The organism is Streptomyces sp. NPDC097640 (assembly GCF_040302705.1).
Lineage (GTDB): Bacteria > Actinomycetota > Actinomycetes > Streptomycetales > Streptomycetaceae > Streptomyces.
This window is the reverse complement of the sequence record NZ_JBEOSB010000016.1, coordinates 62,065-85,967: the sequence shown is the minus strand read 5'-3', so window position 1 is coordinate 85,967 and position 23,903 is coordinate 62,065. Positions and strand designations below refer to the sequence as shown.

The 23,903-nt window shown below is 71.1% G+C and carries 16 protein-coding genes; 11 read left to right on the top strand and 5 right to left on the bottom strand.

The window, feature by feature from the left end:
- The first annotated feature begins 23 nt into the window (after positions 1 to 23).
- Complete coding sequence (locus ABTY62_RS24980) at positions 24 to 1,127, top strand: hypothetical protein (protein ID WP_352131665.1); 1,104 nt, start codon at positions 24 to 26, stop codon at positions 1,125 to 1,127.
- A gap of 16 nt (positions 1,128 to 1,143) precedes the next feature.
- Here the strand turns inward: ABTY62_RS24980 and ABTY62_RS24975 are convergent, their stop codons facing one another.
- The 4 genes from ABTY62_RS24975 to ABTY62_RS24960 all read right to left on the bottom strand — a co-directional run bounded on the left by ABTY62_RS24975 (position 1,144) and on the right by ABTY62_RS24960 (position 4,124).
- Complete coding sequence (locus ABTY62_RS24975; RefSeq protein ID WP_352131664.1) at positions 1,144 to 2,544, bottom strand: PT domain-containing protein; 1,401 nt, start codon at positions 2,542 to 2,544, stop codon at positions 1,144 to 1,146.
- A 95-nt stretch (positions 2,545 to 2,639) separates the two neighbouring features.
- Positions 2,640 to 3,188, bottom strand: a complete 549-nt coding sequence (locus ABTY62_RS24970) for a TetR/AcrR family transcriptional regulator (RefSeq protein ID WP_352131663.1) — start codon at positions 3,186 to 3,188, stop codon at positions 2,640 to 2,642.
- Positions 3,181 to 3,606: a DUF4260 family protein gene (locus tag ABTY62_RS24965; RefSeq protein WP_352131662.1), complete on the bottom strand. Its 426-nt coding sequence runs from the start codon at positions 3,604 to 3,606 to the stop codon at positions 3,181 to 3,183. The genes ABTY62_RS24970 and ABTY62_RS24965 overlap by 8 nt, the downstream gene beginning before the upstream one ends.
- An 89-nt stretch (positions 3,607 to 3,695) precedes the next feature.
- Entirely contained in the window at positions 3,696 to 4,124 is a 429-nt protein-coding gene (locus tag ABTY62_RS24960; RefSeq protein ID WP_352131661.1) for an ATP-binding protein, read from the bottom strand.
- A 138-nt stretch (positions 4,125 to 4,262) separates the two neighbouring features.
- Between ABTY62_RS24960 and ABTY62_RS24955 the strand changes: the two genes are divergently transcribed.
- The 3 genes from ABTY62_RS24955 to ABTY62_RS24945 all read left to right on the top strand — a co-directional run bounded on the left by ABTY62_RS24955 (position 4,263) and on the right by ABTY62_RS24945 (position 6,104).
- Complete coding sequence (locus tag ABTY62_RS24955) at positions 4,263 to 5,147, top strand: helix-turn-helix domain-containing protein (protein WP_352131660.1); 885 nt, start codon at positions 4,263 to 4,265, stop codon at positions 5,145 to 5,147.
- Positions 5,148 to 5,157: 10 nt separating this feature from the next.
- Positions 5,158 to 5,361: a DUF397 domain-containing protein gene (locus tag ABTY62_RS24950; protein WP_352131659.1), complete on the top strand. Its 204-nt coding sequence runs from the start codon at positions 5,158 to 5,160 to the stop codon at positions 5,359 to 5,361.
- Between the two features lie 83 nt (positions 5,362 to 5,444).
- Positions 5,445 to 6,104, top strand: coding sequence for a response regulator transcription factor (locus ABTY62_RS24945; protein ID WP_352131658.1), 660 nt, complete (start codon positions 5,445 to 5,447; stop codon positions 6,102 to 6,104).
- 21 nt (positions 6,105 to 6,125) lie between these two features.
- On the opposite strand, the gene ABTY62_RS24940 is transcribed toward ABTY62_RS24945, so the two are convergent.
- Positions 6,126 to 7,094 (bottom strand): helix-turn-helix transcriptional regulator, encoded by a 969-nt coding sequence (locus ABTY62_RS24940; RefSeq protein ID WP_352131657.1) that lies wholly within the window; start codon positions 7,092 to 7,094, stop codon positions 6,126 to 6,128.
- Between the two features lie 137 nt (positions 7,095 to 7,231).
- Here ABTY62_RS24940 and ABTY62_RS24935 point away from each other — a divergent pair, with 137 nt between their 5' ends.
- From ABTY62_RS24935 to ABTY62_RS24905, 7 genes are all read left to right on the top strand, one after another.
- Positions 7,232 to 10,918 (top strand): S8 family peptidase, encoded by a 3,687-nt coding sequence (locus ABTY62_RS24935; protein ID WP_352131656.1) that lies wholly within the window; start codon positions 7,232 to 7,234, stop codon positions 10,916 to 10,918.
- A gap of 188 nt (positions 10,919 to 11,106) precedes the next feature.
- A complete protein-coding gene (locus ABTY62_RS24930; protein ID WP_352131655.1) occupies positions 11,107 to 14,232 on the top strand; it encodes an alpha-N-acetylglucosaminidase in 3,126 nt (1,041 codons plus the stop codon).
- Between the two features lie 79 nt (positions 14,233 to 14,311).
- Complete coding sequence (locus ABTY62_RS24925; RefSeq protein ID WP_352131654.1) at positions 14,312 to 17,026, top strand: DUF4132 domain-containing protein; 2,715 nt, start codon at positions 14,312 to 14,314, stop codon at positions 17,024 to 17,026.
- Between the two features lie 33 nt (positions 17,027 to 17,059).
- Positions 17,060 to 18,199 carry an ATP-binding protein gene (locus tag ABTY62_RS24920; protein WP_352131653.1) on the top strand — a complete coding sequence of 380 codons (1,140 nt, stop codon included), beginning with the start codon at positions 17,060 to 17,062 and terminating at the stop codon, positions 18,197 to 18,199.
- A 7-nt stretch (positions 18,200 to 18,206) separates the two neighbouring features.
- The gene (locus ABTY62_RS24915) at positions 18,207 to 20,603 is read left to right on the top strand and encodes a DUF5682 family protein (protein WP_352131652.1); all 2,397 of its coding nucleotides are present in this window, start codon (positions 18,207 to 18,209) and stop codon (positions 20,601 to 20,603) included.
- On the top strand, positions 20,600 to 21,802 hold the full coding sequence (locus ABTY62_RS24910) for a VWA domain-containing protein (protein ID WP_352131651.1): 1,203 nt from the start codon (positions 20,600 to 20,602) through the stop codon (positions 21,800 to 21,802). Before ABTY62_RS24915 ends, ABTY62_RS24910 begins: the two co-directional genes overlap by 4 nt.
- On the top strand, positions 21,799 to 23,898 hold the full coding sequence (locus ABTY62_RS24905; protein ID WP_352131650.1) for a YehQ family protein: 2,100 nt from the start codon (positions 21,799 to 21,801) through the stop codon (positions 23,896 to 23,898). Before ABTY62_RS24910 ends, ABTY62_RS24905 begins: the two co-directional genes overlap by 4 nt.
- The last annotated feature ends 5 nt before the right edge of the window (positions 23,899 to 23,903 follow it).

The window sequence follows — 23,903 nt, the reverse complement described above, 5'->3', positions numbered from 1 at the left end:
CGATGATCACCATATCGCAGCTGATGCGGCTCGACGTCACCGCGTTCGAAACCTTGGCGGACGACTGGGCCGCCATCCACCGCAAGGTCCAAACGGCTCGGACGGAGTTCCACGACGACGTAATCCTCGGTCTTCAAAACGACCACTGGATCGGCAAGGGCGGAACGACCGCGCAAGCCTACTGCGACCGGATTCTGCTCGATATCGACGCATTCGACGCCGAGGTACGAAGCCTGCGCAATTACCTCGACGAGACGGCCGACGGGGCGAGCGGGCGCGGCGGAGTCAAGGGTCTGGAAGGGCATCAGCGGATGGTGGCGGAACTGCACCAGCAGGCCCTGAACGCCGGTATGACGGTGACCGATACGGGCGAGGTGCGATGGGTGGAGATGCACGCGCCCGGACCCCCGTCACCCGACGACGAGAAGCACATCGCCGAGCGGAACCGCACGGCGGCGCAACTGGAGCAGAAGATCAAGGCGGAACTGTCCGCCGCCAACGAGATCGACGGTGAACTGGCACGCGATCTCAAGGTCATCTTCGGTACGCCGGACAACTTCGAGACGGAGAATCGGAAGTACGGCATCGCCGCCCCGGGGCTGGGTGACCGGTGGGCATACCAGAAACTGGAAATCGTCGAAGCGGGCATGCGGGACGGCAAAGGCTGGACCAACGCCTCAGCGCTCCTCGGCCACTACCTGCACGGCAACGGTGAGCCGTATCAGATCGACCCCGCCACGATGCTCGCCGACATCCCGCAGTTCCAGCACGATGTCAATGGAACTCTGAACGGCGTACGTCAGGGGCCGGACGGCAAGTTCACCACCCCCTGGACCACGACCGCACCTCAGCTGTCGGACGGCGGCAAAAACCTCGACTGGTATTACGCGCTCAACCACTTCCAGTACCGCACGGTCGGGGAGAAGCGCGACGGGCGGATCACCTACCACGTCGAGGTTCAGAAGCGATACGACTGGGGCACCCCCAGCGAGCACCGCAGGAACGTCTCGGGCGTGGGCGGCCTGATCACCCTGGAACAGGCCGACATCGCCCACCTCAACACCACGGGGATGGCACACGACTTCGACGTACGCGGCCGCTCAGGGGAGAGGACCGCGCCCGGATAGAACGAGCAGCGCGCGCTCAGTCAGTGATGTACCAGTCGTCCTTCATGTACTCCAGGGTGCTGGTCCCGATCTCGTCTTCGGAGAAGGTGACAGATGCCTTGACCGCCGCAGCCGAGATGTCGAACTTGTCGGGGCTTCGTACGACGACCTTCTGCGGGTCGACCGTCGCGGTCTGCAGAGCCTTCTTCTGCGTAGGCGAGATCATCTGGAACGTGATGAGGAACGTGGACGTGCACGGACCGAACCCCTGGTCCTCCGCCTGCTTCGCCGCGGGCCCGGCGATCTCGCAGACCGTCTTGATGTCCTCCCGCCCCACGGCGTGCAGATACTCCTCGTACCGCCGGATCGCCCCGTCCTTCGTCCTGGGCGCGGCCTGGTCCCCGGGCTGATCCGTGGGCTGATCCGTGGGCTGATCCGTGGGCTGATCGGTGGGCTGGTCCTTGGGCGGATCCGTCGGCTTCTTGTCGGCGGGCCCACAACTCTCGTTGGTGAAGATGCCCGGCAGCAGACGCCCCGGGTTCGGGCCCATCGGCCCGTTGAAGCCGCTCACATGCTGCTGCGAGCCCCACCACCCGGAGTACCCCCACCAGGGTTCGCCGTCGGCGGGGCGGGCGTTGTCCCATGTGCGCCACTCGGTGCCCTTAGAGGTCCGGTCGAACGTGGTGTTCACCCGGTGGTATCCCTTGGTCGGGTAGGAACCGTGTGAACCACGCGCCGAGTACACCGTCGGATGCCCGCTCTGCGGGTCCAGGTCCGACCACTTCACGCTGCACGGATCGCCGCCGTGCTTCGCGAAGGTCACGGCCTCCGGCTTGCCGTCGCGCAGTTGGACGGCGACGCGCTCCCAGTCGCCCTCGTGCCGGTTGCCCGCGATCAGGTCGTTGTAGGCGTAGAAGAACCAGTACACGTACGCCGCCCGCTTCGGGTCGGACTTGTGCTTGTGGTACTCCCAGTAGACCGGCGCGTCAGTGCCCTCGCCCTTGCGCACCTCCTCCGGCGGGTCGAGATAGAAACCGCCGCCGGACTCGGTCGAGGTGTGCCACTTCTCCCCGTGTCCGGGGCAGGACACCGGCTTGGACGACGACTTCCCCGGCTCCACGTCCGCGTGCTTGTAGGGATTGTCCTTATTCCCCAACCGCCGCGGGTCGATCGGCTCGGCCACCGGTCCCTCGTCACGGCAGAAGCCGTCGTGGTCGAAGCGCAGCGCGGACCGCCCGATGAACCGCGTCGCGTCCATCGGCAACAGCGACTCCCCCTTGGCCAGCTGCACCAACGGCGCGAACCGCGCGGCCTCGGCCGCGGACCCCTTCGAAGACTCCGCCCCCGTGTACTCCTTCTCCTTGTCCGGCCCGCACGCCACCAGCGCCACCGAAAGCGACACCGCCACGCCCACCATCGCCCGCATCCGACCCCGCACCGGCTCCCCCTTCGCTCGCCCGCCACCAGCCGGCAGCACGTCAGGACATCACGCGCAATCCGGCAGAACGGTTCCCGGCGCGGCGTCGACAGTCCTCAGCGGTCGGCCGTCGCCGGCTGGAACGCGGCCGCGCCCGTTTCCCACGCCTTGGTCAGGTCGGCACCGTCCGGGAAACGGCCGTTGAGCTGGAGGACGACCATGCCGTGGGCGAACGCCCAGACGGCGCGGGCAAGATCCTCGTCGCCGCAGCAGGCGCGGAGAAGAGGCGCGGCGGCGCGGTACTCCAGACCGGGCGGAAGCGCGGCGCGCGGGAGAGGGCGCTCAGTGGTGAGCCGGTAGAGGTGCGGGTGGGCCAGGGCATGCCGGCGGTAGGCCTCGGCAAGCGCCGGTACGGACCCCGGGTCGGCGGCCTCGGCGGCCTCCAGTACCTCGGCGGTCTCCCACAGCGACAGGGCGATCAGCTCCGACTCCACCGCCGCCTTGTCGGGGAAGTGCTTGTAGAGGGAGGGGGCCCTGATGCCGAGGCGGTCGCCGAGCCGGCGCATGGTCAGTGCTTCCGGACCCTCCTCCTCGAGCAGCGCCCGGGCGGCGCTCACGATGTCCCGGGCGCGCGGGGTGAGCCGGTCGGTGAATGGGTCAGCCACGCTGGAAGCCCTCCTTGGTGCGCGGTCCGTAGCCGAAAGCCCGATCGTACGAAATGTGGGCCATCCAGCCGCAGAGTGCCGCGAAGGCAGGCGCCCAGACGAACACACCGAACGTATAGACCACCATCAGGGCCAGCGGGACCAGCGGATGGTGGGCGGCGTTGTAGTACGGAACCGCGCGCGGAAGGAGCCGGCCCCGGGCGAGCCCGGCGGACGCGGCCTCACGGACACCGATCAGCATCGTCAGGTCGGGGGCGAGCAGGAAGGCGAAGGCGAGCAGACCGGCGGCCCAGCCGTACTTGACCGCCTCCAGTACGGCGAAGGCGGACCAGAACAAGGCGCCGCCGAACCACGCGGCACGGCGGACCACGGTGAGCGTGCGGCGCGGGGCCGGAGTGACAGGGGTCGCTTCGCTCATAGGGGAGCCTCCTTCGAGATGCGCGGGCTAACACCGTTAGCCACAACCTAAGGCTAACGGCGTTAGCCGTCAAGGGCGACGCCCCGCGCTCAGCCGTGCCGCTCCCCTGCCTTCGGCGGCGCGAGGGCGAACCACACCGCCTTGCCGGTGACGCCCGCGCCCTTGTCGGTGTAGTCGACAACCCCCCAGTCGTCCGAACACGACTCGACGAGCGCCAGCCCCCGACCGCCCTCGTCGTCGGCCTCGGCCTGCACGGGCTGGGGCAGGGCCGCGCCCGAGTCCCATACGGTGACGCGGAAGTCCGGGGGCTTCGGCTGCCAGTCCATGCTGACGTAGGAGTCGGTGGTGGTGTTGCGCAGGGCGTTCGTCGCCAGCTCGGAGACGAGGAGTTCGGCGGTGTCGACGAGGCAGTCGAGGCGGGCCGATTTGAGGATGTGGCGGATGGTGGCCCGTACGACGCCCACGGCGCGGGGGTCGTGGGGGATGAACAGGCCGTAGGACCAGGGCTCTTCGGGCATGCGCATATGGCAGCCTCCGGGTGAGTACCTTGCGTGACTGGCGCCGCACTCAAGGTAGCGCCGAGGGTTGCCAATCCACAACACGATCGGCACGCTTCGTGGTTGAGTAGTCACGCTAGCCACTACGAGGGAGGGCGTATGGGACTTCGGACCAACCCCACGTACCGTCAACGACGCTTTGGAGCTGAGGTTCGCAAGCTGCGCGAACGTGCTGGCCTCAGCGTTGGCCAAAGCGCCGCGGTGATGAGCATGAACCAGTCGCACATCAGCAACGTCGAGTCCGGACGCACCGGCCTGTCGCCGGAGCGGCTGCGTGCTCTCGCCGCTGCCGCAGGGCGCGAGAACTCAACCTACGTTGACGCTCTTGTGGAGATGGGCCAGGCGTCGGGCAAGGGATGGTGGACCGCGTACCGGGGCAAGCTGCGCCCCTCACTCATGGACTTGTCGGAGCTGGAAGCCGGCGCTGACTCGATCCTCTGCTACGAGCCGACGTTCATCCCCGGACTGTTGCAGACGCGGGAGTACGCGACAGCCATCCATCGAGCCGGTTACGTCCGCACCTCACGCGAGGAGGACGAACTGGCCATCGAGTTCCGTCTGGAACGCCAGAAGGTGCTCACCGACGAGCGGGCTCCACGGTTCCACGCGATCATCCATGAGGCCGCGCTACGTCCGTCCCTGGGAGACCGCACCCTGATGCGCGGGCAACTCCTACGGCTGATCGAGCTGTCCCGACTCCCCAACGTAACGCTGCAAGTGGTCCCGTTTGACGGCCCCGTGCCGTTCGGCTCGTCCTTCACGGTGATCGAGCCCACCGTGGCGGAGTTGAGCACGGTGATCGTGGCGCATGTGGAGAAGTCCATGTACCTGGGAGACGCCGATGCACTCACCCGCTACAACGGGGCTCTCGCTAAAATGTGCGACGTGGCGTTGCCTCCTGTCGACGCGACCGTCTCGCCGGAGGCACGTGGCGTGAAGGACTCGTTGGGACTCATCCAGCGGCTCCTGTACCCCCTGCTCTAGGAAGGCGTACATGGACCAGCTCAATTGGCGGAAGTCGAGCTTCAGCGAAGGCCACTCCGACACCTGCGTCGAGGTCGCCACCGACCCCACGGGCACCCCCCACCTCCGGGAGAGCGACGACCCCCACGCCGTCATAACCACCACCCCCACCGCCCTCCGCGCACTCCTCCGCACCATAAAGACCGGCACCCTAGATCGTCCGGGCCGCCAATAACCCCCGCTCACCTCACGGCGGTACATTCGTCGGATTCGGTCACGTCCCCCACCCCAGGGGCCCGACGAAGTCTTGGAGCCGCCGTGCGCGTTGTCCTCGCCGAAGACCTCTTCCTCCTGCGGGACGGTCTGGTCAGGCTGCTTGAGGCCTACGACTTCGAGATCGCGGCGGCCGTGGACACCGGGCCCGACCTCACCCGCGCGTTCGCCGAGCTGAAGCCGGACGTCGCCGTCGTGGATGTGCGGCTGCCGCCCTCGTTCACGGACGAGGGGCTCCAGTGCGCGCTGGCCGCGCGGCGGGCTCGGCCGGGGTTGCCGGTGTTGGTGCTGTCGCAGCATGTGGAGCAGTTGTACGCGCGGGAACTGCTGGCCGACGGGAGCGGCGGGGTCGGGTATCTGCTCAAGGACCGGGTGTTCGATGCGGACCAGTTCATCGACGCGGTGCGGCGGGTGGCGGCGGGCGGGACTGCGATGGATCCGCAGGTGATCTCGCAGCTGCTGAACCGCCGGTCGCAGGACAAGCCGATGGGGAACCTGACGCCACGCGAACGGGAGGTGATGGAGCTGATGGCGCAGGGGCGGTCCAACGCGGCCATCGCCACACAGCTGTTCGTCACCGAGCGGGCGGTCGCCAAGCACACCTCGAACATCTTCGGGAAGCTGGGTCTGCCGCCGTCCGACGACGACAACCGCCGGGTGCTGGCCGTGCTGGCCTATCTCGACCGGGGGCATGCGCGGGGTTAGCGGTCAGGATCGGCGCGCTGTTCAAACCCATCCGCGTCTGGTCGCTTCGACGCCGGCGTGGAAGCGGCTTTTGGCCTGGAGAGCGGCGAGGAGGTGCTGTACGCGTCGGCGCACCGTGCGGGTGGTGATGCCGAGTTGCCGGGCGATGGCCTCGTCCTTCATCCCGGCGGCGAGCAGGGTCATGACTTCGCGTTCTTCTTCGCTCAGTCCGGTGGGGTCGCCGCCTATGGGGACGGCCCGGCTCCAACTGGTCTCGAAGAGCATCACCAGGCCGTCGAGGAGCGGGGAAGAACGCAGGTGCAGGGCTTTGGCGTTCTGCGGTTCGTGGTCGAGTGTGATGACGGCGGTGGTGCGGTCCGCGATGGCTCCTCGGAACGGAAGGTCGGGGTGGATGCGGGCCTGGAGTCCGCCGATCGAGGCGCGTTGGGCGCTCACTTCCGGTGTGAGGCCGTCGGGGTCGCAGAGCTGGCGGAAGGTCACGCCCCGTTGCAGGGTCTGCTTCTCCATGCTCCCGGTCTCACCGGCGACGTAGGGGGCGGTGTCCCACATGAGGATTTCGTCGCGGGCGTCGCGCAGGAGCTGGTGGTAGCGGTGCCCTACGTCCTCCCAGGCGTCCAGCTGATCGAATGGGCGCTCGCCGTGGTCGGTGCGCCGGGAGCGGCGGTAGGCCTCGTGAAGGTGCGGCAGCGAGCCTTTGACCTGGAGCAGTTCGGTTTCGTGTTTGAGGATCAGCGCTCGCAGGGCGCGATCGGGGTCGGCCGCGGACCATTCGGCGCCGGTGTCACCGGACGTGGCCAGGACGTTGGCGCGAAGGGCAAGGCCGTTGGCGCGCAGCCAGTCGAGGAGGGTCGTTGTGGACTCGATGGTGCGCCCGGTGTCGCGGGCGAGGTCGGATGTGGTGGCCGTTCCGCGGTTGAGGAGGGCGAGGTATACCGCCTCCGTGCCGTCCGGCATCCCGAGGCCGGAGAGTGCCGACAACTCCCGAGGCATCGCGGCCCTTTCCTCTAGCGGACAGAATCCGCTTGCTGACGACTTCAGTTCCTAGTCATGAACAGGACACTTGCGACAGCATCCTCCGGTAACCGGGCCGGTGCGTCCAGCAGCCCGGGCCGAAGGAGGAATTCTCTATGAGAGACCCCGGAAGACTCCGCGCGGCGACCGTACTCATCTCCGCCGCCGCGGTAGTTGCGGGAACGCTCGTGGCCGGACCGGCCGCTGCCGACCCCGCACCGGCCGCCCGGTCAGCCGAGCCCGGTTCAAGCCCGCAGGCGATGGCGAAGCCGGTCCGGACCACACTGATCACCGGCGATGTCCTGACCGTGCGCAGCATGAACGGGAAAAAGACGATCAGCGCGGACAGCTCCGGGCCCTCTCGGGGCATCGTGACGCTCTACGAGGAGAACGGCCACACCTACGCCATCCCCTCCGCGGCCCAGACCGGTGTCAACGGCGGCCGCATCGACCGCGAGTTGTTCAACATCGACACCCTGACGAGCTTCGGGTACGGCGCGTCCAAGCCGGTTCCCGTCATCGTCGACAACCAGGACAGCGCCAAGGCTCCGACGAAGCCCTCTCAAGCGGAAGGGGGCCGTGCGCTCAAGAGCATCAACGCGCTCGCGGTCACGGTGGCCAAGGACAGGGCGGAGAGCTTCTGGCGCGGCTACGACAGCGCGAGCGACCTGCGGAAGCGCGGCGTGGAGCGGATCTGGCTCGACGGCAAGGTCAAGATCGACCTCGCGGATTCGGTTCCCCAGATCGGTGCGCCGGACGCGTGGAAGGCCGGGTTCGACGGCAGGAACGTCACGGTCGCCGTCCTCGACACGGGCGTCGACGCCACCCACCCGGACCTGAAGGGACGGATCTCCCGGAGCAAGGACTTCACCGGCGGGACGGACGCCGTCGACCACCACGGGCACGGCACCCATGTCGCCGCGACCGTGGGCGGCAGCGGCGCGGGCAACGGCGCCAGGGGAGTCGCGCCCGGCGCCGACCTGGTGGTCGGCAAAGTGCTCGGTGACGACGGCTCCGGCACATTCAGCTCGATCATCTCCGGTATGGAGTGGGCCGCCCGGAACGGGGCCGACGTCATCAGCATGAGCCTGGGCAGCGACGCCCCGGACGACGGCAGCAATCCGATGAGTGCTGCGGCCGACGAACTCTCCGAGGAGACCGGCTCGCTGTTCGTCGTCGCCGCGGGCAACACCGGCCGCCGCACCATCGGCAGCCCCGCCTCTTCGAGCGCCGCGCTCACCGTCGGGGCCGTGGACAAGGCCGACGCGCTCGCCCCGTTCTCCACCCGCGGGCCGCGCAGTGGTGACTACGCGGTCAAGCCGGAGATCTCGGCGCCCGGCGTGAACATCCTCGCCGCCCGCGCCGCGGGCACCTCCATGGGCACCCCGGCAGACGACCTCTACACCTCCGCCAGCGGCACCTCGATGGCCACCCCGCACGTCGCCGGTGCCGCCGCGATCCTCAAGCAGCAGCACCCGGCCTGGACCGCCCAGCAGCTCAAGGCAGCCCTCGTTACCACTTCCAAGCCGGGCGGCTACCAGGTCGCCGAAGGCGGCGCCGGACGCGTCGACCTGACCCGGGCCGTGTCCCAGAACGCCTACGGCACCCCCGCGGCGCTGAATCTCGGAGCGATCCGCTACGCCGAGGACGGCGACTACAAGCCGGTCTCGCGCGAGATCACCCTGCACAACACCTCCGGCACCGACCGGACGTTCACCCTCAAGGACACGGGCGTCAATGCCGCCGGCAAGCCCCTGCCGGACGACGCCGTGACCGTGTCCGCCGCCTCGGTCACGGTGCCGGCGGGCAAGTCCGCCGGCATCACCGTCACCGCCGACCCGAACCTCCTGGCCCGGGACACGCATTACAGCGGTCGGTTGTCGGCCACGGCCGAGGACGGCACCACCGTCGTCTTCCCCTTCTCCTTCCTCATGGAGAAGCTGATGTACGACGTCACCATCAAGGGCATCGGTGCCGACGGGGTCGCCGCCGGCGGCCCCAGCCAGGCGTATCTGTTCCAGGCGGACATCCCGATCCGCACCGCCTCGACGTTCGACGCCCAGGGGGTCGCCCGCCTGCGCGTAGCACCGGGCACGTACAAGATGTACGCGAACATCTTCACGCCCGACGCCGCCCGCAACTGGATCGACGAAGCGACGGCGGCCTTCGACTCGTCGGTGACCGTCGACCGCGACCTCACCTTCACCCTCGATGCCCGCAAGGCGACCGACGTCAAGGTCGACACCGGCCGCACCACCGAGTGGCGAGGCGGCGCGTTCACGTACAACGAGTACGTGCTCCTGCTGCCCGGGAACATCAAGAGCATCTCGACCCTGCCCTCACCCGGCGACGAGAAGACCGGCTTCGAGCTCTTCTCCTCCGTCACGGCCCCCGTGCTGACCGCCAAGGCGAAGACCTACCAGCCCCTCACCCTGGCCCCCACCCAGCTCGACGGCGCCAGGAAGTTCAGCGGCCACCGCACGCTCACCCTCGTCGACGCGGGGACCGGAACGGCCGAGGAGTACCGCAGGATCCGCGCCCGCGACAAGCTCGTCCTGGTCACCCGCGGCACCGACCTGCCGATCTCCGAGCAGATCAACACCGCGGCCGAGCACGGCGCCGCCGCCGTGGCCGTCGCGAACGACACCCCCGGCCGCCTCGTCGCCCCGGCCGGCTCCACCGCCGTACCCGCCTTCGCCCTCGACGGCGAACAGGGCGAACGGCTGGCCGCACAGGCCGCCAAGCGCACAGTCCGTGTCGAGCTGAAGGGCACCCCCTACAGCCCCTTCCAGTACGACCTCGTCAATTCAGCGCGCTCGATCCCCGAGAGCGGGCTGAAGTTCGTCGCGGACAAGACCAACACCGCACGTATCGACGCCAACTACTACGCCCACGCCCAGAAGGAGGGAAACCTGCTTCAGGCAACCGGTCACGTCGGCGGCCTGTTCTACGCCTCCACCACGGTCCCGATCCGGCTGGGCACCGCACGCGAGGAGTACGTCACCGCCCGCCCCGAGGTCGACTACTGGACGGGAGTCGACATCGCCGGGTCCGACGGCGTCGCCGTATTCGACACCGGCTGGCACGACTTCGCCCCTGGTGAACGGCGCACGGTCGACTGGTTCAAGCAGGTCGCCAACCCCACCCGAGGCGGGACCTGGATGGCCCAGGGCTATTCGTCGGCTGTCGGTGACTACCTCTCCGTCGGCGCCATTCCGTTCCCCGACGGCGAGTCCTCGCACCTGCCGGTCGCGGTCTGGAACGACAAGATGTCCGTCGTCCTGTACCGCGGGGAGAAGGAGATCGCCCGCAAGGACGACTACTTCTACACGACCTTCTACGTCGATCTCGAACCGGGCACCTACCGGGCGGTCCAGAAGATCGACCGCGATGCGCCCGGCTGGGAGTTCTCCAGGTCCGCCACCACCGAGTGGACCATCAACGTCACCAAGACGGGCATCGTCAGGCAGATCCCGATGCCCACACTCTCCTACGACATCGGCCTCAATCTGCGCAACCAGGTCAGGGCGGGCAAGAAGCTGCCCATCACCGTCAACGCCGAGCTGCCGCCGAACACCGACGGCAAGGTCACCCGGGTCAAGACCTGGGCCTCGTACGACGACGGCGCCACCTGGACCCCCGTCGAGCTGAGCCCGTCCCAGGACACCGGCGAGTACACCGGCACCCTGCGCCTCCCCCGCGCCTCGGCAACCCCCGGCTACGTGACGCTGCGCACCGAGGCCACCGAAGCGTCCGGCAACACCATCGACCAGACCGTCGAGCGGGCCTTCGGCCTCGAGTAACCACTCACCACGACATCACCGCCGCGGGATGCCCCGGAGTGACATCCGGAGGCGTCCCGCGGGCTTTCCGGCGCTCGGGCCCGTACGGGTGGACACCCCGTACGCACCATTGCTGCCACGCCGTCCCCCTCGTTAACGTGCCGCACACATACCACCGTTGGCCCGGGCCGGGCGTCATTGGGGGCATCATGAGCGATCTGAGCAGACGTACGCTGATCGGAACCGCCGGAGCACTCGGCGTCGGGGCCGCCCTGGGGAGCCAGTCCCCGGCGGCCGCCGAGGGAACGGAAAGCGCGGAGGACCACGCCGTGTTCGACACCGCGCCCGCGCATGCCGCGCTGAAGCGGCTGCTGCCGGCCCACGCCGAGCAGTTCCGGCTGGTGCCGCTGGCGGGCGAGGGCGGCGAGGAGCGGTTCGAGGTCTCGGGGCGGCCGGGGCGGATCGAGGTGGCGGGGACCAGCCCGGCGGTGCTGCTCGCCGGGGTGCACTGGTATCTCAAGTACACCTGTCATGCCCTGATCACCTGGGCCGGGGACCAGCTCGACCTGCCCAAGACGCTGCCCGCGCCCCGGGCCCGCGTCGAGCAGTCGACCGCGCTCCCGCACCGCTTCGCCTTCAACGACACCCACGACGGCTACACCGCGCCGTTCGCCGGCTGGGACCACTGGGAGCACCTGATCGACGTCGCGGCCCTGCACGGCTGCAACGAGCTGCTGGTCACCGCCGGGCAGGAGGCCGTCTACCACCTCGTCCTCAAGGACTTCGGCTACTCCGACGAGGAGGCGCGCGCCTGGCTGCCCGCGCCCTCCCACCAGCCCTGGTGGCTGCTCCAGAACATGAGCGGATACGGCGGGCCGGTGAGCCCCGAGCTGCTGGCCAAGCGCACCGCCTTAGGGCAGAAGATCGCCGGCCGGCTGCGCGAGCTGGGCATGCGGCCGGTGTACCCCGGCTACTTCGGGACCGTCCCGGACGGGTTCGTCGAGCGCAACCCGGGGGCGCGTACGGTCCCCCAGGGCACCTGGAACGGGCTGAAGCGCCCCGACTGGCTCGATCCGCGCACCGAGTCGTTCGGGCAGGTGGCCGCCTCGTTCTACCGCCACCAGCAGGAGCTGTTCGGCGAGTGCGAGCTGTTCAAGATGGACCTGCTGCACGAGGGCGGCGCCGCCGGGGACGTCCCCGTGGCCGACGCCGCCCGCGCCGTGGAGACCGCCCTCCAGACCGCCCGGCCCGGCGCGACCTGGGTGATCCTCGGCTGGCAGGCCAACCCCCGGCGGGAGCTGCTGGACGCCGTGAACCACGACCACATGCTGGTGGTGGACGGCCTGTCGGACCTGGACTCGATCGGCGACCGGGAGCAGGACTGGGGCTCGGTGCCGTACGCCTTCGGCACCATCCCCAACTTCGGCGGCCGCACCACGATCGGCGCCAAGACCCACATCTGGGCGCGGCGGTTCACCCAGTGGCGCGACAAGCCGGGCAGCAAGCTGGTCGGCACCGCCTATATGGCGGAGGCGGTGGGGCGCGATCCGGCGGCGTTCGAGCTGTTCAGCGAGTTGGCGTGGCGGGATACGGCGGTGGACCGCGAGGAGTGGTTCCGCGCCTACGCAGACGTACGGCTGGGCGGGCGGGACGAGCGGGCCCGGGACGCGTACGCGGCGCTGCGCGACACCGCGTACCAGATCACCAGCTCCGACGGCCGCCCGCACGACTCGGTCTTCTCCGCCCGCCCCAATGTGACCGCGCGCTCCGGCACCAACTACGCCACCCGCATCCCGGCCTTCGACCTGGCGGACTTCGACGCCGCATTCGCCGCGCTGCTGGACGTACGCCCGTCGCTGCGCGAATCCGATGCCTACCGCCACGATCTGACCGATATCGCCCGCCAGGCGCTCGCCGACCGCTCCTGGACGCTGATCCCGCATCTGCACGACGCGTACGAGCGCAAGGACCTGGAGACATTCCGGGTGCTGGCCCGGCTGTGGCTGAAACTGATGCGGCTGAGCGACGACATGACCGGCGCGCACCGGGGATTCATGCTCGGGCCCTGGCTGGAGGACGCCAAGCGGCTGGCATCCGACGAGGCGGAGGCCGCGCGCTTCGAACATCTCGCGCGCACCCTCATCACCACCTGGGCGGACCGGATCACCGCAGACACCGGGAAGCTCGCCAACTACGCCAACCGCGACTGGAACGGCCTGATCGGCGACTTCCACCTGCCGCAGTGGCAGAGCTACCTGGACGAGGTGGAGGACGCGCTCGCCGAGGGGCGCGAGCCGCGCGACTTCGACTGGTTCGCCGTCGAGGAGCCCTGGACGCGCGAGGGCAAGAGCTACCCGGTCCGGCCCACGACGGACGCCCACCGCACGGGGCGCCGGGTGTACGAGGCGCTGGCCAAGGCCCCGTACCAGGGCACAGCCACCGTCTCCACCACCCCGTCGGGGGTGGCGCCCGGGGGCACCGCCGACATCGCCGCGGCCCTGCGCAATATGAACGGGCTGCGCGCCACCGGCCGTGTCGACTTCGACCTGACCGTGACCGGCCTCGACCCGAAACCGCAGGGCGACACCTGGCTCGGCTCGATCCCGGCGGCCAGGACCGGCGAGGTCCACTGGCGGGCCACCGCGCCCGACGAGCCGCTCGAGAACCCGCTGAAGCCGCTGCCGTACGAGCTCGGCGTGGCGTTCGGGCCGCGCGGCGAGGACCGGGTGCGGCTGGTGCGCACCGGCACGCTGTGGGTGGCCGGGCCGCTGGACGCCGGCCTGAAGACGGTCACCAACAACGACGCGGTCTTCGGCCAGTTGTCGGATCGCTTCGCGATCGACGGGGCGGGGCGGGACCTGTGGAAGGCGACGGCCGAGTTCGGGTCGGTGTACCGGGAGGGGGCGCTGGCGGTCGACACCGCCGTCACGGTGAAGGTGGTCAGCCAGGCCGTGACGGGCGCGTGGGCGCGGGCGGGCATCATCGCCCGCGACAGCCTGGCGACGGCGGGCTCCCCGGGCTTTGTGAACCTGGCCGCCACCCCGTCCAGCGGCATCGTGCTGTCCTACGACTCGAACGGCGACGGCACGCTGGACGCGTACAAGCGGATCACCGGCGTCAAGGCGCCCGTGCTGCTGCGGCTGACGCGGGTGTCCGCCACCTCGTACAAGGGCGAGCTGTCGACCGACGACGGGACGACCTGGCGGGCGGTGGGGACGGTGACGGCGCCGGGGGCCTCGGGCTCCGCGCAGGATGTCGGGATCTTCATGACCGCGACGCACGGGGGGAACGTGGCGCGCGGGACGGCGGAGTTCAGCGGGTGGCGCATGGGGTGACCGCTGCCCCCGCGGCCGTTGTCGTACCCCTGAACTAGTCTTCTGGATCAACGGGGTTGACAATCAACGGGGAGACACGATGGGCCAGTCTGGACTCGACCACGGCACCGGGGCCGGGGCGCCGGAAGAGTGCGAATTCGTCGTACCGGAGGCGTGGCGGGACCGCGTCCACGCACGCCGCGGGGGGATCGCCGCGGACGTGGCGCGGGTCGACACCCGCGCGGCCGGGGCCATTCGGTGCAGACTGGCGAAGATCCAGGCCGATGTGGACGGGGCGCTGGACCACGAGCAGTCCGAGAAGGAGATGGCCCAGGCGGCGCGGGACCATCTGGGCGGGGAGCCGAACCCGCTCGGCGCGGCCGTGCTCGCGGCGCTGATCTGGTCGCTGTCGAACTGGGACGAGGAGAAGTGCGAGAGCTTCACGGACGCCTGGGCCGCGCAGCACGGTCTGCTGTTCGCGGCCCGGGCGACCGCCGAGCTCAGCCGTGTGATCGTCCAGTACCGCGCGAAGCGGCCGACTTTCGACGGCTGGGTGGGGGCTCTGGACGACGACAGTGGGGCGTCCGGCTTCGATGACATCGAGGGGGCCGCGCACCGGATGCGGGAGTTGCTGGCGGTCGCTGGCGACGCGGAGTACCAGGAGGTCGAGGCGGCGCTCGCGGATCACCGGCTGACCGGGTACCAGCGGGTGGTCGTCTCCTACCTGTTGCCGACCCGGGCGGACTGGGTGGACGCCCTGGTCGCCACCCCCTTGAAAGCCTCGTACGCGCGGCGCTCGCCCATGCTGGTGGGTGCGCTCGGCTCGGCCGGGCAGCTCTCGCTCCTGCGTGAGCGGCAGGGGGATGCCTGGCTGGAGATTCCGCGCCTGGCTCACACGGTGGCCGAGGGGGTGGGCTCCGCCCTCGGGCCGGCGCTGGTGGAGTTGCTCGACGGAAAGCAGGTGCGCGACCGGGCGGCTCTGGGCAGCGTGTTCGGTGTGCTGGCCGCCATGCCGGGCGACGAGACGTTCGACGCGCTCGCCACCCGGCTCGGCGAGCCGGGCGCCCATGCGGCGGTGCAGGAGGCGCGGGAGCGGTTTCCCGTGCGGGCGCTGCGGCTGCTGGCCTCCGTCGCGTGGGGCAACTCCCGCAGGGCCAGACTGGCCAAGCGGCTGCTGCGGGACCACGTCAAGGCCCGGCCGGCGCTCGTCGAGGAGATCTCGCCGCAGCTGTCCGACAGGGACCGCAAGGCGATCGGAGCGGCCCTGCGGGCGAGGGACTGGGTGATGGAGGAGGCGGCGGCCGACGCGCTTCCCCGGTCGCTGAGGGAGCCGACCAGCACGGGCGAGCCGGACGGCGCGGGCGGGTCGCGGACCACCGGCGCGGCGGAAGCGATCGACGCGTATCTGCTCCCGCAGGTGCTGCTGCGCGGGCGCCGTCAGGCCCTGCCCATCGCCGCCGTACGGCGGCTGGTGGCACTGCTCACCGCACTCGGCACCGGCGAGGCGGGCGAGGCGGACGCGGGCATCGACGCCGTCAAGGAGGCGTGCGACCCGGCGTCGCTGGACGAGTTCGTCTGGGCGCTGTTCCAGCAGGCGGGCGAGGCGGCCTGGGCGCTGGCCGCGCTGGAGCGGCTCGGCGGCGACGAGACGGCACGCGGGCTCACCGCCCTCATCCGCACCTGGCCGAAGCGCGGGTACCACCGCAAGGCCATCGCGGGGATCGATGTGCTGGTGGCGATCGGAAACGACGTCGCGCTCATGTATCTGATCGGGACGGCGCGGAAGACCACACACGACAGCGTCAAGTCGGCGGCCCGGGACCGCATCGAACGGCTCGCTGCCGCGCGTGGGCTGTCCGCCGAGCAGTTCACCGAGCAGGCCGTGCCGGACTTCGGCCTGGAGCGGGACGGCAGCCTGACCCTCGACTACGGCCACCGCCGGTTCACCGCCGCGTTCGACGAGCGTCTGAGGCCGTATGTCCGCGACGAGGCCGGCAAGCGCCGTAAGGGCGTTCCCCGCCCGGGAGTCCGCGACGACCAGGTCCTCGCGCCGCTCGCGCACCGGCAGTTCACCGGGTTGAAGAAGGACGTGCGCGTGGTCGCCGCGGACCAGATCCGGCGCCTGGAGCGGGCGATGGTGACCGAGCGGCGCTGGACCCTGGCCGAGTTCCGCGCCTGCTTCGCCGACCACCCGCTGCTGTGGCACATCGCCCGTCGGCTGGTGTGGACCGCCGAGGACGCGGGCGTGTGCCGCGCGTTCCGCCTCGCGGAGGACCGCACGCTCGCCGACGCCGATGACGACACCCTCACCCTGCCGGAGTCGGCGACGGTCGCGGTCGCCCATCCCGTCCACCTGACGGATGTGGAGGTCTGGGCGGAGGTGTTCGCCGACTACGAAATCCTCCAGCCCTTCCGCCAGCTGGAGCGGCCCGTCCACACCCTGGCCGACGACGAGCGGGACAGCACGGACCTCAAGCGGTTCCTCGACATCGCCGTGCCGACCGGCAAGGTCCTCGGTCTGGAGCAGCACGGCTGGCGGCGGGCCGCTCCCCAGGACGGTGGCGTCCAGCCGTGGATCTCCCGGGAGATGCCCGGTGGCCAGTTCGTGGTGGTCGGGCTGAGCCCGGGGATCGTGGTGCGGTCCCCGCTGAGCTGCCCCGAGCAGACCGTCGTCAGCGTCCTGGTCTCGGACCGTCCCGACGGCGTCCGGGCCCCGGACAGCCCGCTGCGCTTCGGCGACCTCGGGCCGGTGTCCGTCTCCGAACTGCTGGCCGACCTGACCGCCCTGACCGCCCTGACCGAGACGACGCTCTGAACCGCGAACCGCGAACCGCGAGGCCACCACACCATGACCGCACCACCGGTACCCCCCGTACCCGCCGCGTCCGCTGCGCCCGCATCCCCGCAGCACCCATCCGCCGAGGTCAGATTCGCCGGCGAACTGGCCCGGCTGCGCGAGAGCGACGACGGCCACCGGCCGCCCGGCTGGTCGCTCAGCCTGGACGCCGCCCGCCGGTTCATCGTCGGGGACGAGAAGCGTGACATCAGCCGCAAGTTCGTCGGCGACTCGGCCCTTGTCGACCGCGCCCTGATCACCCTGGCGACCAGCCGCGGACTCATGCTGGTCGGCGAGCCGGGAACGGCGAAGTCGCTGCTGTCCGAGCTGATCGCCGCGGCCGTCTGCGGCGAGTCCACCCTGACCGTCCAGGGCGGCGCGGCCACGACCGAGGACCAGATCAAGTACTCCTGGAACTACGCCCTGCTGGTGTCCGAGGGCCCCTCCCCCCGGTCCCTGGTGCCCGCGCCGATGCTGCGCGGCATGCGGGAAGGCAGGATCGTACGGTTCGAAGAGATCACCCGCTGCCCGCTCGAAGTACAGGACTGCATGCTCTCGCTGCTGTCCGAGCGGGCGCTGGCGATCCCCGAGCTGGCCGGCCCCGAGGGGATGGTGTTCGCGGCCGAGGGGTTCAACGTCATCGCCACCGCCAACACCCGCGACCGTGGCGTGAACGAGATGAGCGCGGCGCTCAAGCGGCGCTTCAACTTCGAGACGGTGTTCCCCATCGCCGACCCGGCCACCGAGCTCGACCTGGTCGAGCAGGAGGCCAATGCGCTGCTGCGGCGCTCCGGGGTGGAGATACCGGCGCCACGGGACGTACTGGAGGTGTTGGTCACCGCGTTCCGTGAGCTGCGTACCGGCGGTACGGAAGCGGAACAAGGGAGCGGGTCGATCGATCGGCTGTCCACGGTGATGAGCACCGCGGAGGCGGTCTCGGTCGCCCACGCCGTGGGCCTGCGCGGCTGGTATCTGCGGGGCGAGGCGGGCACCCCCGCCGACATCGTGGAGTGCCTTGCGGGAACGGCGGCGAAGGACGACGCCGAGGACCTCGCCCGGCTGCGCCGCTATCTGGAGCAGCGGGTGCCACGGAAGAAGGGCAAGCAGTGGCAGGCCCTGCACCGCGCCCGGCACCTCCTGCCGGACCGGTGAGGGCGGGGTGAGCGTCACCTTCGTCCCGGTCCGTCACCACAGCCCGGCCTGCGCCCGGCTGGTGCGCTCGGTCATCGCGTCCCTCCAGCCCGCGTTCGTACTCGTGGAGGGGCCCGCCGACGTCAACGACCGGCTGGACGAACTGCTGCTCGGCCACCAGCTGCCGGTCGCGATCTTCAGTTCGTACCGGGACGGTGAGCGGTACGAGGCTTCGTGGACGCCGTTCTGCGCGTACTCCCCGGAGTGGGTCGCGCTCACCGCGGGCCGGACGTGCGGCGCCGAGGTGCGGTTCATCGACCTGCCCGCCTGGCACCCGGCGTTGGCCGGGTTCGGCAACCGGTACGCCGACGCGGAGCTGCGGCACGCGGAAGCGGTCGCACGCCTCTGCAACACCTTCGCGGTGGACAACGTGGATGTGCTGTGGGACCACCTCTTCGAGGCCGAGACCGAGAACGGGACCGAGGACGGGACCGAGGACGGCAACGGGCTGGAGGAGCGGCTTACGGCGTACTTCGACCTGGTGCGCGGGGAGTCGCGCGCGGCCGAGGACGACGAGGCCCGCGAGGCGTACATGGCGCGATGGATCAGGGCGGCCGTCGCCGAGGCCGGCGACCGGCCGGTCGTGGTGGTCTCCGGCGGTTTCCATCAACCCGCACTGCGCACCCTGTCGGCCAAGGCCGCCGAAAGCACCGCGGACGGGCCCGAGGGACCCGAGTGGCCCGAGGTGCCCCGCCCGCCCCAGGACGCGTTGGCGGACAGCTTCCTGGTGCCGTACTCGTTCCCGCGCCTGGACGCCTTCACCGGCTACCAGTCGGGCATGCCGTCCCCGGAGTACTACCAACGGCTGTGGGACGAGGGGCCGCAGGCCGCCGCCACCGGTCTGGTCAAGGACGCCGTGGCCCGGCTGCGGCAGCGTGGACACGTCGTGTCCACGGCGGACCTCATCGCGGCGCGCACGATGACGGATGGTCTCGCCCGGTTGCGCGGCCACCGCAGCCCGTCCCGTACCGACCTACTGGACGGGCTGGCGAGCGCGCTGATCTCGGACGGCCTGGGGCAGCGGCTGCCGTGGTCCTCGCGCGGCGCCCTGGCCCCCGGCGCCCACCCCGTCGTCGCCGAACTGATGGCGGCGTTCAGCGGGGACCGGGCAGGCCGGCTGCATCCGGACACCCCCGCGCCGCCGCTGGTCCATGACGTGCGGGCGGAGCTCGAACGCCTCGGTCTCGACCGTGCCGGGGCGTTCGCCCTGAGCCTGGACCTCTCCGACGACCGGGGCCGCGGCCGCAGCCGCGCCCTGCACCGGCTGCGGGTGCTCGGCATTCCCGGCTTCCAGCGGCGGTCGGGGCCGGCCGGCGGAGCCGACCTCGTCCTGAACGAGCGCTGGGGCGTGGCCCCTTCGGAGCTGCGGCTGCCCCGGCTGATCGAGGCGGGAGCGTACGGCGCCACCTTGCGGGACGCCGCGACCGCGGTGCTGCGCGAGCGGATCGCCGACGCGGGCAACGAGATGGTGCCGCTCGCCAGGGTGCTCTTCGACGCCGCACTCTGCGGGCTCGCCGAGCTGTCCGACGGAGCGATCGAGACCATCGAGGCCGCTGTCGCGGGGGCGAGGGACCTGGGCGCACTCGGCGAGACGCTGTCCACCGTGCTCGGCCTGTGGCGGCACGACCGGCTGCTGGGGAGTGCCGGAAGTCCGGTGTTCGGTGCCGTCGTCAGCGCCTCCGTCGCCCGGATCCTGTGGCTGGCCGAGGGCGTCCACGGCGGCCCGGCCCCCGCTGACCGAGCCAGGCTGCACGCGCTCGCGGCGACCCGGGACGCGCTGGTGCACGCCGGGCCGGCCTTGGGCCTGGACCGGTCGGCGGCGCTGGGCACCGCGCGCCGGATCAGCGCGGATGCCACAGCGCCGCCGGATCTGCGCGGAGCGGCGTTCGGACTGTGCTGGTCCCTGGATGACGCGGAGGGCGGCGACATCCCCGGCGGAAGCGTGGCCCACAGCGCCGGTCCCGACGTACTCGGCGACTGGCTCGCCGGACTCTTCGCACTGGCCAGGGCCGAAGTGCTGGCAGCCAAGGGCAGCGAAGGCAGTGAGGGCAGCACGGGCATGTTCGGGGTGCTCGACACCGTGGTCGCCGCGATGTCCGAGGACGACTTCCTCGTGGCCCTGCCCGCCCTCCGGCAGGCGTTCGCGTACTTCCCACCCCGCGAACGGGAAACCATCGCGCGCGGGCTGCTGGACCGCCGGGGGCTGCGCGGCTCGGCCAGGTCCCTGACCCGGACGGCCGCCGACCCCCTGCTGACCGCCGAGGGGATGGCGCTGGAGGCCAGGGTGACGCGGCTCCTGGCCGGCGAAGGACTCGCCCCGGCCGAAACCACAGTCAGCGCCATTGATGCGAAGGCGGACTCATGACCGCACCGGACCCCGAGCTCGAACGTTGGCGGCTCATCCTCGGCGCCCCGGCCGAGGCCCATACGGGTGCGCCGAGCAGTAAGGCCGCCGATCGTGACGCCGCCCTGGACTGGCTCTACGGCCGCGACGCGGAGCTGGAAAGGCGGCACATACGGCGCGGCGGTCTCGCAAGGAAACGGGGCGACGGGACCGAGGAGAGCGAGGGGAACGGCGGAGCCGAGGCATCCGGCCGAGACCGGCGCGCCGGTTCCGAGCCGTCGGTGCTCACCACCGTGGACTGGCTCGACGACATCCACCGGCTGTTCCCCAGGGAGACCATCGAGCGGCTGGAGCGGGACGCCGTCGAGTCCTACGGGATACACGAAGTGGTCACCGACCCGGACGTTCTCTCCCGCGTCAAGCCCAACGCCACCCTGCTGCGCGCGGTGCTGCGCACGAAGCACCTGATGAACCCCCAGGTGCTGGTGCTCGCCCGGCGCATCGTCGAGGCAGTGGTCCGCGAACTGCTGGAGCGCCTCACTCCCGAGATCCGGTCGTCCTTCTCCGGCACCAGGGCCCGGCGGCCGAGCCGCTTCCGCCAGGCGCGCAATTTCGACTTCCACGCCACCATCCGGGCCAATCTCGCCCACTACGACCCCGCGACGCGGCGGATCGCCATCGAGAACCCCCGCTTCGTCTCGCGCACCCGGCGCCACATCGAGCAGTGGCAGCTCATCCTCCTCGTGGACCAGTCCGCGTCGATGACGGCCTCGGTCATCCACTCGGCGGTGACCGCCGCCTGCCTGTGGAGCCTGCCGGGGCTGCGCACCCACCTGATCACGTTCGACACCGCCGTGGTGGACCTCACCCAGGACGTCACCGACCCGGTGGAGCTGCTGATGAAGACCCAGTTGGGCGGCGGTACGGACATCGCCAAGGCGGTCGCCTACGGCGCCACGCTCGTCGACAACCCGCGCCGGACGATCCTCGCGGTCGTCACCGACTTCTACGAGGGCGGGGACGAACACCGCCTGGTGCGCACCGTGCGCGGCCTGGTGGAGCAGGGCACGCAGGTGCTCGGGCTCGCCGCGCTGGACGAGGAGGCGAACCCCGACTACGACCACGACCTGGCACAGCGCCTGGCGGACACCGGTGCGCATGTCGGCGCCATGACGCCCGGCCGGCTGGCGGCGTTCGTCGCGGAGAGGATGGGCCGGTGACCCGCGACGACCTCCTTACGCTCACCCCGGACGTACTCGCCGCGCTGGCCAACCGGGGCCTGGTCAAGCGCGCCACCAAGGCACTCGACGCCGGGACGGCCCCGGCCGTCGAGGTGGGCGAGGACGGCACGGTCCGCGGCAGGTTCGAGGACGGTGTGGAGGCGGCTCTGCCCGTCCACACCGATCTCCGGGCGGCCACCTGCACCTGTGCGGCGCCCGGGGTATGCCGTCACCGGGTCGGCCTGGTCCTGGCGTATCAACGGCAGTTCGGCCCACGGCAGGCCGACAACTCCGACGGGAGGTCCGGGAAGCCCGAGGACGACACCGGGAAGCCCGACGACCCCCCAGAGCCCACCCCGCCGGCGGCGCACACCCCCTGGTCGCCGGGGAGCGTCGACGACGACACGCTGACCCGGCTGTACGGCGCGCCCGCCCTCGCCGCCGCCCGGCGCGCCCTCACCGCGGGCTTCCCCGCGCGGCTGAGGCGTCCCACGTCCGCCGATCCGGTGGCGCGCGCGGATCTGCGGTCGTGCACGGTCCGCTTCCCGGTTCCGGATGAGGTGGGCTACGCGTACACCGACGCGGCGGACACGGCCCGCGCCGAGATGGTCGTACTCGCGGTATGGGCGTTCCGGGCGGCGGACGAGCGCGGCCTGAACGCGGCCGACGTCCACCTCGACGTGGGCGGCCCCGCTCGCGAGCTCGCCGACTCCCCCCTCGCACCGTCCGGCCTGGCCCCCGTCCTCACCGTGGTGGACGAGCTGCTGCTCGACGGGGCCGGGCACGCGGACGGGGTGCTGGTGTCCTCGCTGCACCGGGCCGCCCGGGACCTGGGCGAGCAGGGGCTGCGCTGGCCGTCCGCCGCGCTGGACGACCTCGTCGAGCAGCTGGGCGCCTACCGGGAGCGTGCCACCCGGCACCGGCCCGAGCGCGTCGCGGAGCTTCTCGCCGAGCTGCACGCCCGGCACCGGGCGGCCGTCCACAGCGGCGGTGCCACCCCGCGCTCCCGGGTGCTGGGCAGTGACGAACCCGCCGAGACCCCGCTGCGCCGGGTCCGCCTCACCGGCCTCGGCTGCCGGATCACGGGCACGGACACCAACGGCACCGACAGCGAGGGCACCACCGCCGAGCGCACCGCCGAGGTCTTCCTCGCCCACCCCGACAGCGGCACCGTCCTGGTGCTGCACAAGCGCTGGCCGGTTTCCGGAGCCGACGGCGAGCCCCTGACCGGCGCGGATCTCGCCACCCGCAGACTCAGCGGCGTCCCGCTGCACACCCTGGCCGCCGCGCACCTGGTCTCCGAGTCCGCCTCCCGCAGCGCCGGCCGGGTCGTACGCCTGGCCTCCCACCGGGTCGCCAGGACCAGCGTCAGGCCGCTGGACAGCCAGGCGTGGGAGAGCCTGCCCGACTCCGTGACGGCCCGCGATCTCGCCACACTGGAGCGTCAACTGGGGGGCCTCGCCCCGAAACTGATCCGGCCCCGGGTGGAGGCGGAACTCGTACGGGCCGTGCCGGTCGCCGAGGTGCTCGCCCTCGGCTACGACCCCGGTGACCAGCGCCTCGACGCGGTGATCACGGACGCCGCGGGAATGACGGCGACCGTGTCCGCCACCTACGACGCCGCGCGCCCAGGGGCGTTGGACTGTCTGGCCGCGGCTCTCGGCGGTGACCTGGGCACGCCCCTCTTCGTCAGCGGCGTGGTGCGCCGGGCCCGCGGCGGAATCACCCTGCGCCCCCTCGCGGTGATGACCGACCAAGGCCCGGTCCTCCCCGACCTCGCCCCCGGCAGCGGCGACGCGGACCTCGTCGCCGCCCCCCGTCGCCCTCAAGGCCCGGAGGACGCCCTGCACGACGCCCTCCACACGGCCCTCGGCGTCTGTGCCGACGCCGCCCACCAGGGCCTGCGTAACCCCACCACCGCCCTCCGCACCCGCCTCACCGACGCTGCGGCAGCCCTGTCCGCGGTGGGGCTGCGCACCACGGCCGGTCTGCTCACCGCGCTGTCCTCGGCCTTGACCGGGGGCGATCCGGAGACGATGGTCACCGCCTGGGTAGCCGCCCAGGTGCGACTCACGACCACGGCGGAACTCTGCTGATCGGG

Coding starts and splice junctions, on each gene's coding strand:
- ABTY62_RS24980 (WP_352131665.1), top strand. CDS start 24: ATGCGGCTCGACGTCACCGCGTTCGAAACCTTGGCGGACGACTGGGCC.
- ABTY62_RS24965 (WP_352131662.1), bottom strand. CDS start 3,606: ATGAGCGAAGCGACCCCTGTCACTCCGGCCCCGCGCCGCACGCTCACC.
- ABTY62_RS24960 (WP_352131661.1), bottom strand. CDS start 4,124: ATGCCCGAAGAGCCCTGGTCCTACGGCCTGTTCATCCCCCACGACCCC.
- ABTY62_RS24955 (WP_352131660.1), top strand. CDS start 4,263: ATGGGACTTCGGACCAACCCCACGTACCGTCAACGACGCTTTGGAGCT.
- ABTY62_RS24950 (WP_352131659.1), top strand. CDS start 5,158: ATGGACCAGCTCAATTGGCGGAAGTCGAGCTTCAGCGAAGGCCACTCC.
- ABTY62_RS24940 (WP_352131657.1), bottom strand. CDS start 7,094: ATGCCTCGGGAGTTGTCGGCACTCTCCGGCCTCGGGATGCCGGACGGC.
- ABTY62_RS24935 (WP_352131656.1), top strand. CDS start 7,232: ATGAGAGACCCCGGAAGACTCCGCGCGGCGACCGTACTCATCTCCGCC.
- ABTY62_RS24930 (WP_352131655.1), top strand. CDS start 11,107: ATGAGCGATCTGAGCAGACGTACGCTGATCGGAACCGCCGGAGCACTC.
- ABTY62_RS24925 (WP_352131654.1), top strand. CDS start 14,312: ATGGGCCAGTCTGGACTCGACCACGGCACCGGGGCCGGGGCGCCGGAA.
- ABTY62_RS24920 (WP_352131653.1), top strand. CDS start 17,060: ATGACCGCACCACCGGTACCCCCCGTACCCGCCGCGTCCGCTGCGCCC.
- ABTY62_RS24910 (WP_352131651.1), top strand. CDS start 20,600: ATGACCGCACCGGACCCCGAGCTCGAACGTTGGCGGCTCATCCTCGGC.